The 15,496-nt window shown below is 67.2% G+C and carries 14 protein-coding genes; 9 read left to right on the forward strand and 5 right to left on the reverse strand.

Translation table 11 applies throughout. From position 1 onward, the window contains the following. Positions 1-99 precede the first annotated feature (99 nt). Genes NU688_RS28130 through NU688_RS28150 form a run of 5 tightly spaced genes read left to right on the forward strand, consistent with a single transcriptional unit; the run spans position 100 to position 6,399 of the window. Positions 100-1,110 (forward strand): autoinducer 2 ABC transporter substrate-binding protein, encoded by a 1,011-nt coding sequence (locus tag NU688_RS28130; RefSeq protein WP_257864137.1) that lies wholly within the window; start codon positions 100-102, stop codon positions 1,108-1,110. Positions 1,111-1,134: 24 nt separating this feature from the next. After that, positions 1,135-2,736, forward strand: a complete 1,602-nt coding sequence (locus NU688_RS28135; RefSeq protein ID WP_374684699.1) for a sugar ABC transporter ATP-binding protein — start codon at positions 1,135-1,137, stop codon at positions 2,734-2,736. A 13-nt stretch (positions 2,737-2,749) separates the two neighbouring features. Continuing rightward, positions 2,750-3,772 carry an ABC transporter permease gene (locus tag NU688_RS28140; RefSeq protein ID WP_257864138.1) on the forward strand — a complete coding sequence of 341 codons (1,023 nt, stop codon included), beginning with the start codon at positions 2,750-2,752 and terminating at the stop codon, positions 3,770-3,772. 39 nt (positions 3,773-3,811) lie between these two features. Continuing rightward, on the forward strand, positions 3,812-5,350 hold the full coding sequence (locus tag NU688_RS28145) for an FGGY-family carbohydrate kinase (RefSeq protein WP_257864139.1): 1,539 nt from the start codon (positions 3,812-3,814) through the stop codon (positions 5,348-5,350). Between the two features lie 47 nt (positions 5,351-5,397). Continuing rightward, positions 5,398-6,399, forward strand: a complete 1,002-nt coding sequence (locus NU688_RS28150; RefSeq protein WP_257864140.1) for an AraC family transcriptional regulator — start codon at positions 5,398-5,400, stop codon at positions 6,397-6,399. Here NU688_RS28150 and NU688_RS28155 read toward each other — a convergent pair. After that, on the reverse strand, positions 6,369-7,379 hold the full coding sequence (locus NU688_RS28155) for a substrate-binding domain-containing protein (protein WP_257864141.1): 1,011 nt from the start codon (positions 7,377-7,379) through the stop codon (positions 6,369-6,371). The genes NU688_RS28150 and NU688_RS28155 overlap by 31 nt on opposite strands. A gap of 199 nt (positions 7,380-7,578) precedes the next feature. Then, complete coding sequence (lysM, locus tag NU688_RS28160; protein ID WP_257864142.1) at positions 7,579-8,040, reverse strand: peptidoglycan-binding protein LysM; 462 nt, start codon at positions 8,038-8,040, stop codon at positions 7,579-7,581. 134 nt (positions 8,041-8,174) lie between these two features. Here lysM and NU688_RS28165 point away from each other — a divergent pair, with 134 nt between their 5' ends. After that, the gene (locus NU688_RS28165; RefSeq protein WP_257864143.1) at positions 8,175-8,951 is read left to right on the forward strand and encodes a type III pantothenate kinase; all 777 of its coding nucleotides are present in this window, start codon (positions 8,175-8,177) and stop codon (positions 8,949-8,951) included. Positions 8,952-8,963: 12 nt separating this feature from the next. On the opposite strand, the gene NU688_RS28170 is transcribed toward NU688_RS28165, so the two are convergent. From NU688_RS28170 to NU688_RS28180, 3 genes are read right to left on the reverse strand one after another with little or no spacing between them, the layout of a single operon-like run. After that, complete coding sequence (locus NU688_RS28170; protein ID WP_257864144.1) at positions 8,964-10,292, reverse strand: serine hydrolase; 1,329 nt, start codon at positions 10,290-10,292, stop codon at positions 8,964-8,966. A 30-nt stretch (positions 10,293-10,322) separates the two neighbouring features. Next, positions 10,323-11,138, reverse strand: coding sequence for a crotonase/enoyl-CoA hydratase family protein (locus tag NU688_RS28175; RefSeq protein WP_257864145.1), 816 nt, complete (start codon positions 11,136-11,138; stop codon positions 10,323-10,325). A gap of 34 nt (positions 11,139-11,172) precedes the next feature. After that, complete coding sequence (locus NU688_RS28180) at positions 11,173-12,021, reverse strand: 3-hydroxybutyryl-CoA dehydrogenase (RefSeq protein ID WP_257864146.1); 849 nt, start codon at positions 12,019-12,021, stop codon at positions 11,173-11,175. Between the two features lie 185 nt (positions 12,022-12,206). Between NU688_RS28180 and purT the strand changes: the two genes are divergently transcribed. From purT to NU688_RS28195, 3 genes are all read left to right on the forward strand, one after another. Then, positions 12,207-13,409, forward strand: coding sequence for a formate-dependent phosphoribosylglycinamide formyltransferase (gene purT, locus NU688_RS28185; RefSeq protein WP_257864147.1), 1,203 nt, complete (start codon positions 12,207-12,209; stop codon positions 13,407-13,409). A 180-nt stretch (positions 13,410-13,589) separates the two neighbouring features. After that, positions 13,590-14,531, forward strand: a complete 942-nt coding sequence (locus tag NU688_RS28190) for an alpha/beta hydrolase (RefSeq protein WP_257864148.1) — start codon at positions 13,590-13,592, stop codon at positions 14,529-14,531. A 124-nt stretch (positions 14,532-14,655) separates the two neighbouring features. Next, the gene (locus NU688_RS28195; protein ID WP_257864149.1) at positions 14,656-15,486 is read left to right on the forward strand and encodes an AraC family transcriptional regulator; all 831 of its coding nucleotides are present in this window, start codon (positions 14,656-14,658) and stop codon (positions 15,484-15,486) included. The last annotated feature ends 10 nt before the right edge of the window (positions 15,487-15,496 follow it).

Below are 15,496 nucleotides of genomic sequence, written 5' to 3' on the forward strand. Positions count from 1 at the left end.
GCCATTCATCCATCCGTTCATTCACCGAAGGCCTCGGCGCAATCCCTTCTTGCGCCGGGTGTGTGTGTCGAAGGGCGACTTTTCAAGGAGACAGCAAAGATGACGAACACAAGAAAACTGATCCCGTGCGCTTTGATCGCGGCCGCGGCGGCCACTGCCGTGGGTGCAATCCACGCACAAGGAAAAGAGCAGACCATCGCCACCGTGGTGAAGATCACCGGCATCAGCTGGTTCAACCGGATGGAGGATGGCGTCAAGGCATTCGGCACCGACAACGCCGGCATCAAGACCTTCCAGACCGGCCCCGGCCAGGCCGATGCCGCGCAGCAGCTGCGCGTGATCGAAGACCTGGTGGCCAAGAACGTCAGCGCGATCGCGGTCGTTCCCTTCGATCCCCCGACGCTCGAGCCGGTGCTCAAGCGAGCCATCGACAAGGGCATCAAGGTGGTGACCCACGAGGCCGACAACCAGAAGAACACGCAGATCGACATCGAGGCCTTCGACAACGCCGACTACGGCGCGCGACTGAACGACCGCATGGCCGAGTGCATGAACAAGAGCGGCAAGTGGACCTCTTTCGTCGGGTCGCTGGGCAGCCAGTCGCATGTGCAGTGGGCCGATGCCGGCGCTGCCAATGCATCGAAGAAATATGCGGGCCTGCAGCTGGTCGCCGCCAAGAACGAGTCCTTCAACGACGCGACCAAGGCCTATGAAAAGACCAAGGAGCTGCTGCGCAAGTACCCGGACATCAAGGGCTTCCAGGGCTCGTCGTCGCTCGACGTGCTGGGCATCGGCCGCGCGGTGGAAGAGGCGGGCAAACAGGGCAAGGTCTGCGTCTTCGGCACCGGCCTGCCCGGTGAAGCCGCCAAGCTGCTGGAGTCCGGCGCCATCACCGGCATCTCGTTCTGGGATCCGAAGGACGCGGGCATCGTCATGAACAAGATGGCCAAGCTCCTGCTCGACGGCAAGAGCCCCGAGACGGGCATGAACCTGGGCGTCAAGGGCTACGAGAAGGTCCAGGTGTCCAAGGGACCCGGGCGCGGCGTGATCGTTCGCGGCCAGGCCTGGGTCGACGTGGACAAGAGCAACTACAAGCAATACCCGTTCTGAGCGCGTCTGAACGAGACCTGAAGCATGACGTCCACCGAGGCTGCAGAAGAAATGCGCGCCACCGCGCGCGAACACGAAGCCGGCATCCACGCGGGCACGGCCGCCACCGGCGCGTTCCTGGAGGTGGTGGGCGTGCACAAGCGCTTCGCCGGCGTGCACGCGCTGCGGGGCGTCTCGCTGACCATCCGGTCCGGCGAGGTCTATCACCTGCTGGGCGAGAACGGATGCGGCAAGAGCACGCTGATCAAGATCATTTCGGGCGTGCAGCCTCCCGATGAAGGCGAGCTGCGCATCAACGGCGTGCGCTTTGCCGCGCTGTCGTCCCTGGATTCGCTCACGGCCGGCATCGAGACGGTCTACCAGGACCTCTCGCTCCTGCCCAACCTGAGCGTTGCCGAGAACATCGGGCTGACCGAGCAGCTCGTTGCGAACCGGGGGCGGCTTTCGCGCCGGCTGGACCGTCGAAAGCTGGCGCAGACGGCCTCCCGTGCGCTCGCGACGGTCGGCCTTCCAGCCTCCACCGACTTTCAGCGCACGCTGGTGGAATCCCTGCCCATCGCGACAAGGCAACTGATCGCCATCGCGCGTGCGATCGCCACGAACGCACGCATGGTGATCATGGACGAACCGACCACGGCGCTCACCAAGCGCGAGGTCGACAACCTGATCGCCGTGGTGCGCAAACTGCAGTCGAATGGCGTGGCGGTGCTCTTCGTGAGCCACAAGCTGGACGAGTGCTACGCCATCGGCGGCGAAGTCATCGTGTTCCGCGATGGCCAGAAGGTGGCGCAGGGACCCATTGCCGCCTTCGACAAGGCAGAGCTGGCGCGTCTCATGACGGGGCGCGACATCGCGACCCAGCGCTACAGGACAACGCCGGCCGACGGCCCGGTGCTCCTGAAGGTCCAGGGGCTCGGGCGGCGCGGTGCTTTCTCGGACGTCGAGTTCGTGCTCGGCCGCGGCGAAATCCTCGGCGTGACGGGGCTGCTCGATTCGGGACGCAACGAACTCGCACATGCACTGGCCGGCGTGGCGCCGGCGGACTCGGGATCGATCGAACTTGCCGGCCAGCGGGTCACCCTGCGACAGCCCGGCGATGCGATCGGGCTGGGCATCGGCTACGTGCCGGAAGACCGGCTCGGCGAGGGGCTGTTCCTCGACAAATCCATCCAGGAAAACATCGTCTCGGTCGTGATCTCGAAGCTTCGCGGTCGCCTGGGGTTGCTGGAGCCGCGACGCGGCCAGGCGCTGGCCGAAACCATCGTGCGGGACCTGCAGGTCGCCACGCCCGATGTGTTGCGTCCCGTGCAGTCCCTGTCCGGCGGCAACCAGCAGCGCGTGCTCATCGGCCGCTGGCTCACCATCGCGCCGCGCCTGTTGATCCTGCACGGCCCGACCGTGGGCGTCGACGTGGGGTCGAAGGACATCATCTATCGGCTCGTCCAGCGCCTGGCCGAGGAGGGGCTGTCCGTGATCCTGGTCAGCGACGACCTGCCCGAGCTGCTGCAGAACTGCGACCGGATCCTGTTGATGAAGAAAGGCCGGCTCGTCTCGCAGTTCGACGCACGGCAACTGGACGAGAGCACGCTCTACCGGGCGCTGCTGTCGGAGACCTTCCCGAGCTAAAAAAAAGATTGCCATGACATCGACAGTGCCCAGCCACTCGCCGGCCGTACAGACGCCCGCGCGCCAACGTCGCCTCCTGGGCGAACGCCCCGAATTCTTCACCGCGCTGATGATCGCCGCGGTCGCGATCGTGGTGGCCTTTCTCAACCCCGACTTCCTCCAGGTCGGGATGCTGTTCGACATCCTTCGCTCCAGCACCGTGGTCGGCATCTTCGCCCTCGGCGTGCTTGTCGTGCTGGCAGCGGGCGGCATCGATGTGTCCTTCACGGCGATCGCGGCGCTCACCATGTACTCGATCACCAAGGCGGTGACGCTTTGGTGGCCGCAGGCGCCGATGCCGCTGATCCTGCTGGCGGGCGCGTCCGGTGGCGTGCTCCTGGGCATGCTCAACGGCTGCCTGGTCGACTGGCTCAAGGCGCCTTCGCTCATCGTCACCATCGGCACGCAGTACCTGTTCCGCGGCTTTCTCCTGACCTTCGTCGGCACGGTGTTCTTCATGGAGATTCCCGATCCGATGGACAGCTTCGGCCGCGCCGCATTGCTGCGCCACGCCACAGCGGAGGGCGCGATGTCCGTGCTTCCCGCATCGGTGCTCGTGTTGGCGGCGGTCGCGGGCCTCACCTGGTTCATCCTCAATCGCACGCTGATCGGCCGTGCGGTGTATGCCATCGGCGGAAGCCTGGGCATTGCGGAGCGCCTGGGCTATCGGCTGCGGGTGGTGCACATGTTCGTGTTCGGCTATGCGGGCCTTCTGGCGGGCATTGCCGGCATCGTTCACGTCTCGAGCAACCGGCTGGCCAACCCCTTCGACCTGGTCGGCACCGAGCTGGACGTGATCGCGGCCGTGGTGCTCGGCGGTGCGCGCATCACGGGCGGCAACGGCACGGTCCTGGGCACGCTGCTGGGCGTGCTGCTGGTCACGCTGATCAACAACGTGCTGATCCTCGCGGGTGTGCCCAGCACCTGGCAGAAGGTCATCGTGGGCGCATTCATCCTGGTTGCCGGCACGCTCTTCTCGCTTCGGCGCGTGCGCTGATCCTGCGGTCGTCTTTTCGCATTCCCCTTTTTCTCATTCATGAAGCACGCATTGCTCGGCATCGACGTCGGAACCTACAGCAGCAAGGCCACCCTGACGACGCTCGACGGACGCATCCTCAACACCGCCACGATCCCCCACGACATCAGCCTGCCGCATCCCGGGCATGTGGAGCAGGACGCCGACAAGGTCTGGTGGCACGACGTCTGCGCGCTGTGCCGGAAGGTGATGGAGGGAACCGGCCTTGGCGGCGATGACGTCGCCGCGCTGGCGGTCAGCGCGATCGGCCCCTGCGTGGTGCCGCTGGACGCGAACATGCGCCCGCTGCGGCCCGCCATCCTCTATGGCGTGGACGTGCGCGCGGAGGCGGAGATCGCAGAGATCGAGGCCGAGTTCGGCGCCGCCGCCATTCGCGAGTTCTCGCTGATGGACCTCACCAGCCAGGCCATCGGGCCGAAGATCCGCTGGATCCGAAAGCACGAGCCCGAGGTCTGGGCGGCCACCGCGCACCTGGCCACCGCCACCTCCTACCTGGTCTTGCGCCTCACCGGCCAGCATTGCACCGACCGGCACACGGCCAGTCACTACATGCCCCTGTACAACCCCCAGACGGGCACGTGGGACGAGCGCTTCAATCGTGCCTTCGTGCCGCTGGACGCGCTGCCGTGCCCCGCCTGGTCCGACGAGATCGCCGGCGAGATCACCGCGGATGCGGCGCAGGCCACCGGCCTTTCGGTCGGCACGCCCGTGGCCGTGGGGGCGGTCGACGCATTGAGCGAGGCGATCAGCGTGGGTGCAGTCGCCCCCGGCGACCTGATGGTGATGTATGGAAGCACCACGTTCTTTGTCCTGGTGCAGGACAAGCCGACGCCCGATCCGCGGGTCTGGACCGTGGCGGGGGCCTACGAGGGGCAATTCAACCTGGCCGCCGGCATGAGCACCACCGGCAGCCTGACGCGCTGGTTCAAGGACGAGCTGGCGCGCGACTTGGAGGAACCGGGCGGCTACGCCGCGCTCTTCGAAGGCGCAGCCAAGGTTGCGCCGGGCGCGGGCGGCCTGCTGGTGCTGCCGTACTTCAGCGGCGAGCGCACCCCCATCAACGACACGCGCGCCAGTGGCGTGATCGCGGGGCTGAGCCTGTCCCATTCCAGGGAGCAGCTTTTCAGGGCCGTTCTCGAAGGGGTGGGTTTCGGCGTGCGGCACAACCTGGAGGCCTTCGCCGATATCGGCGCGAAGGTGCGCCGCGTGGTCGCCGTGGGCGGTGGGGCACAAGGCAATACCTGGCTGCAGATCGTCTCCGACATCGCGCAGGTCGAGCAGGAGGTGCCGGCCGTGACGGTCGGCGCGAGCTTCGGCAATGCGTTCCTGGCGGGCTGTGCGGCCGGCGTGGTGCAGCGCAGCGACATCTCCCGGTGGGTGCAGCCCGGGCGCCGCATCGTGCCGGACCCTTCGCGGCGCGCGGTCTACGACAGCATGTACGCCCAGTACCGCAAGCTCTATGACGGCACCCGCGACGTGATGCACGCGCTGAAATCCATCGCCTCGGGCGGCACCGGTTCAAGCACGCGGCAACCGTAGTCGCCACCCATTGCCAGGGTCGTTCCTCCAACGCTCGAAGACCTCCGATGGAAGATCCGTCTCACGCCCGGCCCGACGCCCTGTTCGAGAGCGAGCTGGCGCGCAACGTCGAACTGGGGCGCGAGCCGTCCGGCGGCATCGGCTGCTACGTCCACGGAACGCCCTCCCGCCTGGAGCGATGGCACTACCACGACGAGTACGAACTCCAACTCGTCGTCCAGACGTCGGGCCGGACTTACGTGGGAAACCATGTGGGAGCGTTCCAGCCGGGCTCCGTCGTCCTGATCGGCCCTCGCGTTCCCCACAACATCGTCTCCCTCGATGCGCCGGCGGCCGGTGTGAACGAGCGCAGTGTCGTGATCCATTTCGCCAGGGACCTGATGCACAAGGCTGCCGAGCTCCTTGCGGAGCTGCAGGGCGCGGTGTCGCTGCTGGATCGCGATCGCTGCGGCATCGAGTTCCTGAATGCCGACCGGGACCTGCACGACGGCTTTCGGCGCGTGCAAGACACATCCGGCGTCGCCCGTTTCTGTGCCCTGGCCGAGCTGTTGCAACGCCTGGACCGGTGGCCCGAGTGCCGGTTCTTCTCCTCGACATCGCCGCCGGACGGTCGAAGCCAGCGCAAGGCTGTCATGGACCCGCGGGTCGAGAGGGTGCAGGCGCTCGTCTACCAGAACTATGCCGACAGGCTGTCGTTGACGAAAGCCGGCGATTGCGCCGGTGTCAGCGCCTATGCCTTCTCCAGGCTGTTCCGACGGGTGACCGGAAGCACCTACACGGACTTCCTGATCAACGTCCGGGTTGCCAGGGCCTGCGAGATGTTGAGCAAGACCGACGTGCAGGTTGCCAGCATCTGCTACATGGTCGGCTTCAACAACATCTCCAATTTCAACCGGCACTTTCGCAGGCTGAAGCACATGACGCCGAGCGAATACCGAAGCCGCATGTCAGGCCGCTTCGGTGCCGCAGCGGCGGAAGGCAGTGCGCGCGCGCAACGCACGCAACGCGCGCAGCGCGCTCAGGCCTCGACCAGCTCGGGCCGGATCTGAATGATCTCGGAGGCCTCGAAGCGCCCTGAATCGATGATCTCGAAGGCCTTGCCGAGCAGCCCCGGGATGTCCTGCCGCACCATGAGCAACGGAAAGCTCAGGCAGGTCGCAAACGGATCCCAGTCGTAGCTTCCGATCGTGCACTGGTGGACCTCTTCGAGCGGAAGGGTCTTGAGGAATCGCACCACGCCCTCCAGCGCAATGGTCGAGTTGACGAACAGCCCGCGCGGCAATCCGCCCATGCGCTGGTACAGCGTTCGCACCGATGCTTCGGCCTGGTCCGCCTCGTAGCCGCAGGCATCCACGTCCGCACCCTCGAGGCTGCCGAACGCCTGCGCAATGGCGTCGGAGAAGCCTTCGATCCGTTGTGCCGTGTTGTGGTCGCTCGGAATGCCGCCGACGAAACAGAAGCGGTTGCGCCGCTTGGCACGCGGTGCCTTCGATCGCTCGATGAGCTTCGCCGTGAGCTCGCGGGCGCCCCAGCGGTTGTCGGAGACGACCGAGGGCGCAAGCTTGCCCGGCAGATCGACATTGAGATGCGCAATGCCGTGGTGCGAGCAGATCCGGCTCACCGCATCGGGCGCGGAGGCGCCTGTCACCAGCAGGTATTCGATCTGGTAGGAGATGAGGGTGCGCGCCGTCTCCGCTTCCAGCTTCGGGTCGCGCAGCGTGCTGACCACGATGGGATAGAGATGCCGCTCGCGCGCCAGCCGTTCGAAGGTCTGCGACATGGCGCTGAAGAAGCGGTTGTCGTGCATCGGGATGAGCATGCCGATCAGCCCCGAGCGCTTGCGCCGCAGGCCGCTGGCCTGCCGGTTGAGCGTGTACTTCAGATCCTTGGCGAGGGCGAGGACGCGTGTCGCCGTTTCCTCGCCGATGCGCCGGCTCTTCCAGGTGCCGTTCAGGATCGCACTGACCGTGGATGCGGAAGTCTCGGCCAGCTGTGCCAGATCGTAGATGGTCGGCTCGCGTCGGCTCATCGCGCGCGACACGATGGAATTGCATCGGACTTACGTTTCATCGAGGGAAGTTTAAGCGCCCAAGTGCTTGCCAGCCTTGGTGTTTCCGGGGAAAAGCCGATCACTCACGGGCCCTCTGGCCGCTGCCTTGCGAGGCCAAAAAGAAAAGGCCCCCTGTTTCCAGGAGGCCCTTTCTCGGGTCGCTCGCGAAAGCGTCAGCTCACAGCGCCGGAATGCGCAGCTTCTGCCCCGGATAGATCTTGTCCGGGTGCGACAGCATCGGCTTGTTCGCCTCGAAGATCGCGTTGTACTTGTTGGCATCGCCGTAGTACTTCTTCGAGATGGCCGAGAGCGTGTCGCCCTTGACCACGTCGTGGTACTGCGCGGGCGGCGCGGCGGGGGCGACCAGGTTGTTGTCCACGCTCGTGACGTTGGCCACGTTGCCCGCGGCGAGCGAGGCTTTCTCGCTGGCTTCCTGCGAGGGCGCCTGGCCGGCGAGGGTCACCACGCCGCTGCTGGCGGCGTAGGTCACTTCGAGCCCGGTGAGGCCGAGGTTCTGTGTCTCGATGTAGGTCTTGATGGCGGCAGCGGCCGCCGTGTTCGCATCGGGCGTGGCCGCCTGGGCCGACGAGCCGCCGAACAGTTTTTCACCGGCTTCCTTGATGAAACTGAGCAATCCCATGGTGTTCTCCTTGTGCCGTGGTGGATGGAATTTGCGAATGTAGCGGTGGAACACCGCAGGCTCGCGTAGGCCCAAGCCGCGTATGCGACGCACGTGCCAGCAGGAATAACCACAAAGTCGCAATAATCCCGCGCATGGCATCCCCCTTCCTCGCAATCGACATCGGCAACACCCGCCTGAAATGGGCGCTCTACGACGGGGCGCATCCGGGCGCCGCGTTGCAGGCCTCGGGCGCGGAGTTTCTGGACCACATCGAACGCCTGGCCGACGGGCCCTGGGCCGACCTGCCCGCACCGGGCTCCATGCTCGGTTGCGTGGTGGCTGGCGACACGTTGCGGCGCCGCGCCGAAGAGCAGATCGTCGAGCGCTTCGACTGCGCGCCGCGCTGGGTGGTGTCCAGCGCCGGCGAGGCCGGCATCGTCAACGGCTACGACCACCCCACGCGTCTGGGCGCCGACCGTTTCGTGGCGATGATCGGCGCGCGCCACCGCATGCTCGCGCAAGGGCCGGCGCGGCCGATGGTGGTGGTGCTGATCGGCACGGCCGTCACTGTGGAGGCGATCGACACCAGCGGCAGGTTCCTCGGCGGGTTGATCCTGCCGGGCCACGGCATCATGCTGCGCGCGCTGGAGTCGGGCACCGCGGGCCTGCATGTGCCGACAGGCGAGGTGCGCGAATTTCCCACCAACACCAGCGATGCGCTCACCAGCGGCGGCACCTACGCCATCGCGGGCGCGGTCGAGCGCATGGTGCAGCACGTGCGCTCGCACTGCGGCGCCGAGCCGGCCTGCTTCATGACCGGTGGCGCGGGCTGGAAGATGGCGCCCGTCATGAACGGGCACTTCGAGCTGGTCGAGAGCCTCATCATGGACGGCCTGCTCGTCATTGCTCGCGAGCGGGCCGCCACCTGAGCTGAAGAAGGATCAGGGGCGCGCGATCAGCGCCTCGGCCACCGCCTGGAACGCCGGCAGCGTGAGCGGATCGTTCCCCGCATTCGCCGCCACCGGGTGCGCGGCGTAGCGCACGATCACCATCTCCGCTTTCGGATCGACGTAGATGCTCTGGCCATGGATGCCGCGCGCCATGTACGCGCCGTGCGGGTTGTTCGACACCCACCACATGTTGCGGTACGACCAGCCCGGCAGCAGCGCATAGCCGGCCCTGGCGAACTTGGCGGGGTCGCCGCCGCGCTGGATGTCTTCGACCACGGCTTTCGGAATCGCCTGCTGCCCATTGGGCGCACGCCCGCCGTTGCGCATGGTCTCGCCGAAGCGCGCGAGGTCGCGCAGCACCGTGTTCAACCCGCCGCCGCCCGACTCGGTGCCGATGCGGTCGACCATGAAGTACGCGTCCTGCTCGGCGCCGATGCGGCGCCAGATCTTCTCGCTCAGCAGGTCGGCCAGCGACTGGTTGCTCGCGCGCCGCAGGATCCATGCGAGCACCTCGGCATTTACCGTCTTGTAGGCGAAGGCGGCGTCGTGTGCGCCTTCTTTCTTCAGCGTCGCGAGGAATTCGTAGAACGACTTGGGGCCGGTGTAGTTCGGGCCCTGCGTCAGCATGCCGCCGGCGCGCGCGTAGTCCCAAATTTCGGCCTTCGGATCGGCGTAGTTCTCCGAGTAGTGCACGCCGATGGTCATGTCCATCACCTGGCGCACGGTGGCGTCGCCGTACGCGGTGTCCTTGAGTTCGGGCAGGTACTTCGTCACTTGTGCCGACGGATCGAGCTTGCCTTCGTCCGCGAGGATCGCCGCCAGCGTGCCGACAAAAGACTTGGTCACCGACATCGCGATGTGCGGCCGCTCCGGCGTGAGCGCGCCGAAATACTTCTCGTAGACCACGCGGCCGCGGTGCATCACGAGGATGCCGTCGGTGTAGGTGCGCGGGATCATCTGCGCGAAGGTCACCGTCTCTTCGCTGCCCAGAGGCTTGAAGGTGACGGCCTCGATGTCATTGCGCGGCGCCGAAGGCAGCGGGCTCGCGGTGCCGCTGCCGCGCCACACGTTGGCCGTGGGCACCGTCTCGCGCACGTGCGAGAAGCTCCAGCGCGTGCGCGGAAACACGCCGCCGACCGGGTTGTCGAAGGTGATCTGCTTGTCGGGCGGGGGCGGAAAGCCCTTCATCCAGCCGAGCGCGTCGACCGAGGTGGCCGCGGGGTCGGGCAGCGCGGCGGGCGCGGGCGTCTGTGCAATGGAGGTGTTCACGGCGAGCAGTGTGAAGGCGGCGGCGAGCGCCGTGCGTTTGAAAAAGGACATGGGTTTACAAGGCTCCGGTGGAATTCATCATCAACGACCGCTGAAACGCGCGGGACGCCGCTCGACGAAGGAGCGCACGCCTTCGGCCGCGTCCTCGCTGTTCGAGAGGCGCTTCTGCGTCTCGATGAATTCCAACACCGCCGCGAGCGGCCCGTGTTCGACGGCCTTGATCACATTGAGCCGCGTGGCCACCACGGCCAGCGGCGCCTGCGCCGCGATGCGCTGCGCAATGGCCAGCGCCGCATCGAGCTCCTGCCCGGCCGGCACCACCTTCTGCACGAAGTGGAGGCGATAGGCCTCGGCGCTGTCGAACTCGTCGGCCGTGAGCAGGTGCAGCATCGCATTGCCCACGCCCGCGCGCTCGGCCATGCGCAGCGTGGCGCCGCCCGTGGCCATGATGCCGCGCTGCACTTCCATCTGCGAGAAGCGGCAGTTGTCGGCGGCCACCACGATGTCCGCGCCCAGCATCAGCTCGATGCCGACCGTGAAGCAGATGCCCTTGACCGCCACCACCATCGGCTTGGTGCGGCGGCGGTAGTCGGGCAGGCCGAAGTCGTGCGGCTCCACCAGGCCGGCGGGAATCGCCTTCTCGCCGCGCTTCATGTACTCGGTGACCGCGGGCAGGTCCAGGCCCGCCGTGAAGTGGTCGCCGAAGGCATGCAGCACGCCCACGCGCAGGTCCGGGTCGTCGTCCAGGCGCGTGTAGGCCTCGGCCAACTGCTTGAACATCGGCGGCGTCCAGCCGTTGCGCTTGGCGGGGCGGTTGATGCCGATCAGCAGCACATGGTCGAGCACCTGGGTGTCGATGCAGCCTTCGGCGGGTGGCGTGGTGGGCGTGGCGGTCATGGCGTTTGTCTCCTTGTTTTTATGGAACGCCGGTTCAGTACGCGTAGACGCCGCGGCCTGTCTTGCGGCCCAGTTGGCCGGCCGCGACCATTTCCTTGAGCAACGGGCAGGGGCGGTACTTGGAATCACCGAACTGCGCGAGGTACACCTCCATCACGGCCAGGCACACATCCAGTCCGATCATGTCGGCCAGCGCCAGCGGGCCGATCGGCTGGTTGCAGCCCAGCTTCATGCCGGCGTCGATGTCCTCGGCCGTTGCGATGCCTTCGGACAGCACGAAGAAAGCCTCGTTGATCATCGGCACCAGGATGCGGTTGACCACAAAGCCCGGCGCGTTCTTCACCGTGATCGGCGACTTGCCCAGCTTCTCTGCCAGCGCCTTGACGGCGTCGTGCGTGGCGTCGCTCGTGAGGTAGCCGCGGATCAGCTCCACCAGCGCCATCATCGGCACCGGGTTGAAGAAGTGCATGCCGATGAAACGGTCGGGGCGCGAGGTGGCGGCGGCCAGTTGCGTGATCGAGATCGACGAGGTGTTCGACGCGATGATGACTTCGGGCGCCACCAGTTCGTCGACCTGCTTCAGGATCTTCAGCTTGAGCGCGTGGTTCTCGGTGGCGGCCTCGATGACGAGTTGCGCGCCCTTCAGGTCGTCGTAATTGGTCGAGCCCTTGATCAGCGCGAGCGCGGCGCTCTTCTGCTCGGCAGTGAGCTTTTCTTTCTTGATGAGGCGGTCGAGGCTGCCCGAGATGGTGGCGATGCCCTTGTCGACGGCCGCCTGGGCCACGTCGACCATCACCACGTTCACGCCGGACACCGCGCAGGCCTGCGCAATGCCATTGCCCATCGTTCCGGCACCGATGATGCCGACGGTCTGGATAGTCATGGGAAAACTCCTTGAAGAACAAAAAAAGGGGAAGGGGGAGCGGGTGGGCGCAAGGCGGCCACCGCAGGAAAACATCGATTGTGAAGCAGCCCCGCGGGCCCGCCGTTCCCGGACGCGACACGGGCGCCCCACCGGTGGCTTACAGTGCGGCGGTTGCTTTTTCTTCTCTCTTTTCGACTTCGACCATGACCACCCTCGGCACCCCCCTTTCCCCCTCCGCCACCCGCGTGATGCTGCTCGGCTCCGGCGAACTCGGCAAGGAGGTGCTGATCGCCCTGCAGCGCCTCGGCGTCGAGACCATCGCGGTCGACCGCTACGAGAACGCGCCCGGCCAGCAGGTGGCCCACCATGCGCGCACCATCACCATGAGCGACCCCGCGCAGCTCAAGGCGCTGATCGAGGCCGAAAAGCCCACGCTGGTGGTGCCCGAGATCGAGGCCATCGCCACGCAGACGCTCCAGGAACTCGAAGACGCCGGCGTGGTGCGTGTGATTCCCACGGCGCGCGCCGCCCGCCTCACGATGGACCGCGAAGGCATCCGCCGCCTGGCCGCCGAGACGCTGGGCGTGCCCACCAGCCCCTACAAGTTCTGCGACTCATTCGACGAACTGCAGACGGCCATCGACGGCGGCATTGGCTACCCCTGCATCGTCAAGCCCGTGATGAGCAGCTCCGGCAAGGGCCAGAGCAAGATCGACGGCCCTGCCGACGTGCAGAAGGCCTGGGACTACGCCATGGCCGGCGGCCGCGTGAGCCACGGCCGCGTGATCGTCGAGGGCTTCATCGACTTCGACTACGAGATCACGCTCTTGACCGTGCGCGCGAAAGACGCGGCCGGTGCCGTGGAAACGAAGTTCTGCGACCCCATCGGCCACGTGCAGGTGAGCGGCGACTATGTGGAGAGCTGGCAGCCGCACCCCATGGCGCCCGCCGCGCTGCAGAAGGCGCAGCAGATCGCGCAGGCCGTCACGGCCGACCTGGGCGGCCAGGGCCTCTTCGGCGTCGAGTTGTTCGTGAAGGGCGACGAGGTCTGGTTCAGCGAAGTCAGCCCGCGCCCGCACGACACCGGCATGGTCACCATGGCCACGCAATGGCAGAACGAGTTCGAGCTGCATGCCCGCGCCATCCTCGGCCTGCCGGTCGATACCTCGCTCAAGAGTCCGGGCGCGAGCGCGGTGATCTACGGCGGCGTCGACGCCACCGGCATCGCCTTCGACGGCGTGGCCGAGGCGCTGCAGGTGCCCGGCAGCGACATCCGCCTGTTCGGCAAGCCCGAGAGTTTTCTCAAGCGCCGCATGGGCGTGGCGCTGGTCCACGCGGCCGACACCGACACCGCCCGCAAGCTCGCCAAGGAAGCGGCTTCGCGCGTGAAGCCCCGCAAGGGCTGAGCCCTTTTTGAAGCGCACGCGACAGCCGTAGCCAGTTTTCGCAAGACCGCGCCGCAAGGGCGCGGGCATGGTGCGGGGTCTTGCCAGAGGCCGAGGTGGGGGGGCGGGTGCATGCGGATACCGCGCATGCGCGATGCGCTTCACACTGAGCGCCCGCCAGCTCGATCCACCGGAGACACCATGCTGCATCCCCAGGCGCGTGCCTTGCTCGACTTCATCGAGGCACGCGGCATTCCGCCGACCCACACGCTTTCGCCCGCCGATGCGCGGGCCTTCTACCGCGAGCGCCGCACCGCCACGCAGCCGCTGCCGGCGGAAGTGGCCGAAGTGCGCGACCTCGCGGCGGACGGCCCGCACGGCACCATCCCGGTGCGGCTCTACCGGCCACTGGGTTCGGGCGCCGGTCCGCTGCCGGTGCTGGTGTATTACCACGGCGGTGGTTGGGTCATCGGCGACCTCGACACGCACGACGTGCTGTGCCGGGAGCTGGCCAACGGCGCGGGCTGCGCAGTGGTCGCGGTCGACTACCGCATGGGTCCCGAGCACCGCTTTCCCACCGCCGTCGACGATGTGCTCGCCGCCACGCGCTGGGTGCGCCGCGAGGCCGCGGCGCTGGGGCTCGATGCGAGCCGTCTTGCGGTCGGCGGCGACAGCGCCGGCGGCAATCTCGCGGCCGTGGTGGCGATCGCGGCGCGCGACGCGGGCGATTTGCCCATCGCCTTCCAGCTGCTGATCTACCCGGCCACCGACATGCGCCGCGGCCACCCGTCGCACCAGGCGAACGGGCAGGGGTACCTGCTGACCAGCGACACGATGACGTACTTCCACGACCACTACATCACCGACGCGAAGAACGACCTCGACTGGCGCGCTTCGCCGCTGCTGCACACCGACCTGTCGAAGCTGCCGCCCGCGCTCGTGATCACCGCCGGCTACGACCCGCTGCGCGACGAGGGGCTCGCGTATGCGGAGGCGCTCACCGCTGCCGGCAACCGCGCGGACTACGTCTGCTTCGAGCGCCAGATCCATGGCTTCATCACCATGGGCAAGGTGCTCGACGAGGCCAACACCGCGGTCGCGCTTTGCGCCACCGAGTTGCATCGCGCGCTGTCTGCCAACTGAAGACGGACTAGGGAAAGTCCCCGCGCAAATGCATGCCGCGCAACAGGGTTGCGCCGCTACGATCCAGCCAACACGAGGCCGCCCACCGCAGGGCAGGCCAGACCCGATGCAGGAGACAAACACCATGCAGCGAGCGAGTGATGCGCCCCCGGAAAACGGTGGCGCACGGCAGGGCGAACGCCTCATGTGGCTCACGCCGCAGCGCGTGTTCTACGCCGGCCTGCTCGGTGCGGCCGCCGAGCGCACGATGGGTGGGCATGGCGTGTACGTGTCGCCCGCGGGCGTGCCGCCGATCCGCATCCGCATCGGGGGCGGCGCCTGGCAGGCGGGCGAGCTCATCGTGGTGCCGCCGCAGGTGCCGCACCATGTCGAGAGCCCGCATCCGCTCATCGTCAACCTGCTGATCGAATCGGAGTCGGTCGACCCCGCGCGCATGCCCGCCTTCATGCAGCACTGCGGCCCGGTCGATGCACCGGCGTTCGTCAAGCGCGTGCGCGATGCCCACGCGCACCTGCTCGCCGCCTCGGGCCGCGGCACGGACTTCGACGGCTTCGATTTCGATGTGCTGATCTTCGGCGAGGCGCTTGCGCCGCGCGTGCTCGATGTGCGCATCCGCAAGGTCATCGACGCGCTCGTGGCCGACCCGGCCGCGCCCACGTCGGCCGAAGACTGCGCGGCCTCGGTGCACCTGTCGTTCTCGCGCTTCCTGCATCTCTTCAAGCAGGAAACCGGCATGGCCTTCCGCGCGTTCCGCGCCTGGAAGCGCGCACGCAGCCTGCTGCGCTACGTGCGCCAGACCACCACGCTCACCGACATCGCGCTGGACACCGGCTACCCCGACTCGACCCACTTCAGCCATTCGATCCGCCAGGTCTATGGCCTGAAGCCCAGCGACATCCTCGCGGGCTCCCGCCGCCTCGCGCTGCACGACGCGGCCGGCGGCTTCAGGCAGTAGGCGAGAAACG

Source organism: Variovorax sp. ZS18.2.2 (genome assembly GCF_024701975.1).
Classification (GTDB): domain Bacteria; phylum Pseudomonadota; class Gammaproteobacteria; order Burkholderiales; family Burkholderiaceae_C; genus Variovorax.